The organism is Mongoliibacter ruber (assembly GCF_003003005.1).
GTDB lineage: Bacteria > Bacteroidota > Bacteroidia > Cytophagales > Cyclobacteriaceae > Mongoliibacter > Mongoliibacter ruber.
Genome location: NZ_PVTR01000037.1, coordinates 1 through 2,755 on the forward strand (window position 1 = coordinate 1; position 2,755 = coordinate 2,755).

1 protein-coding gene is annotated in these 2,755 nt (G+C 42.2%); it reads right to left on the reverse strand.

The genetic code is table 11. The features are described 5' to 3' along the window. Window positions 1-728 precede the first annotated feature (728 nt). Complete coding sequence (locus CLW00_RS21115) at window positions 729-2,426, reverse strand: potassium channel family protein (RefSeq protein ID WP_106135697.1); 1,698 nt, start codon at window positions 2,424-2,426, stop codon at window positions 729-731. Window positions 2,427-2,755: the final 329 nt, after the last annotated feature.

The window sequence follows — 2,755 nt, forward strand, 5'->3', positions numbered from 1 at the left end:
AACCCGAGGCTATTAACATTTGACCCCTTTGGGGTCTAAGATATTCCTACTTAAACCGCAAAAAAATTAACCATTGATATCACTGAATCAGACTTTTTATGGCTGTGAAAAATTAAAAATGTTAAAGGTTGGGGGGATTGTGGGTGTAGGTGATTTCGGCGTTGTGAGTCAAAAGCGAGGCTTATCTGGGTTCATCTGCGATATCTGCGGGAAAAAAATCATCGTAAACCTGCCTATCGGAAGGCTAAGTCCTAAATCAAAAGACCAACACCCCAAAAACCAACTTTTATCCTCGGGTTTCAACCCGAGGCTATAAACATTTGACCCCTTTGGGGTCTCAGATATTCCTACTTAGACTTCAAAAAAATTAACCACTGATATCACTGAATCAAACTCCTTATGGCTGTGAAAAATTAAAAATGTTAAAGGTTGGGCGGATTGTGGGTGTAGGTAATTTCGACGTTGTGAGTCAAAAGCGAGGCTTATCTGCGTTCATCTGCGATATCTGCGGGAAAAAAATGCATCGTAAACTTGCCTCCTGGAGGAATAGGTCGTAAAAAAAACCAACACCCCAAAAACCACCTACCCTTTCACCCTGCTCCTTTCATCCCCTCATCTCTTGCCACTTTAAACGAATCTTCGGGGTTTTGGAAACCCCAAAGGTCAACATCAACCCCTCTTGTCTCTTGTATCTGTCACACCAACCTTTTCATCCTTCATCCTTTCCCCTACCTCTCCTCACTAGGATATATTTTGAAAAATTCATTTTCTGACTCAACGGTACCTATCAGGATAATCTCTGCATCTTCTGATAACTCCATTTCAGGTTCGGGATTTATCATCATTTCCCCGGCACTTTTGACAGCAATCACCGTGCAACCAGTCTCTTTTCGGATTTCTGATTCAGCAATACTTTTCCCGATCAGTGATTCAGGTACCTTAACCCTAATCAAATCCAGCCCCTCGGCTACCATCAAAACGTCATTTCGCCTTAAGATATTCAAGATTGCATTAGCACCCATGGAAGCATAAGAAAGAACAAAATCTGCCCCTGCCCTGTGTATGGAGGCAAGATTCCTCTCCAAGGTTGTCCTTGTGATGATCTGAATGTCAGGCCTCAATGAACGGCAGTAGATCGTCAGGTAAACATTCACATCATCATCGTGCGTTGTGATGATCACGCAGGGAGAGTCCATAATGCCAGCTTCTTTCAATATGTCAAAGTCAGCGGCATCTCCTACGATTGTCTTGGTCATATTTTTTACCCTAGCCGGATCCTTTTCCACTATTCTGAAGTCAAGGTTCCTGGCTGCAAGAGCCCTTCCTGTAGACCTCCCTACTCTACCTCCTCCCAATATGATGATAGGTGCTGAGTGATTGTATTTGAGTTGGTAGGTTTTGTTGTAAGCATCTATTTGTCGTGGGGAACCTGCCAAGACCAACACTGTACTCTCATTGATCTTATTGTCAGGATGAGCAGACATAAATTTCCCCCTTTCCCATACCCCCACTACGCTGACTCCTATATTTTGTCTGAGCTGAGTTTCCCGCAATGTTTTACCTACCAAAGAACAACCGGTAACACTTGCCTCTGCGATGATCAACTCACCAAACCTTCCGATAACATGCGCATTGGCATCACCTCCATTTGCCCTCCGGGAGAGAACTTTACCCATGTCTTCTCCCAATTGAAGGACATTGTTGCACCCAGCCAAACTTAAAATATCTAATGAGGCTCCTACATTGCAGGTGGCAATTATAGGTACTTCTTTATTGATGCCACGGACGGTGAATGCCACATTTGTATTGAGCACATCAGACTCTGTTGTCGCCACCAATATAGCATTCTCCACCCTGCCTTTTCTGTATGTTTCTGGATCTCCAAGATCTCCCAAAAGCACTTTGATCCCCTTTTCCCTTAACTCCAAACCTTCCGGAATAGTGGAGACAATGACTGCGTAATTATAGTTGTACCGATTGAGTTTTTTGATCAAGGCCTCCGAGACAGCTCCAAATCGCGTTAGAAGCACATGTCCTTTGGTGCTTTCAGGAAGTTCTTTCGGAACCTTTGCCTGTTCCTGCGCTTTCATCCAGGGAGAATAAAAAAAGTTGATAAAGGTAAAAGGAAATAGAACAAGAAGGAAAACCATTCCGGAAAGCAAAACGATGATGGAGAATAGTTTTCCAAAATCACTTTCGAAGGTAATATCTCCAAAGCCTAAAGTGGACATTACGGTAAGCGTCCAGTATATACCTGTAACGAAACTGTGTTTTTTGCCTTCAAGCTGCATCAGAACATGAAAGAGAATTGAAAAAATAAGGACCAACCCGAACAAGACTATCAAAAATTTGAGTAACAACTTAAAATTCCTTCTTTCGGGACGGTTTTGTAGAAAAAGGGCAACTTGCGTCGCTAAAGTCTTCATATTAAAAGCGTTTTTTTATATTTTAATAATATTCGCAAAGTTGAAGGGATTATACAAGAGGAAGGGGGAATGAATTTGGGAGCTAGACTAATTGAAGACGGAGTGTTGAAAAGTTATCTTCCGAATTCGCTCAAGAAACTTAATTTATATGACTCCTCGATTAATTTTTTCCTCATACCACCCCTGTTTTTGGCGAAAAGCTTTATTCAATAACAAGCATAATGCGGCCAAAAACCAAAACCACAATACCAACTTTTATCCTCGGGTTTCAACCCGAGGCTATTAACATTTGACCCCTTTGGGGTCAGAGACAATCTATTCCACTAGGG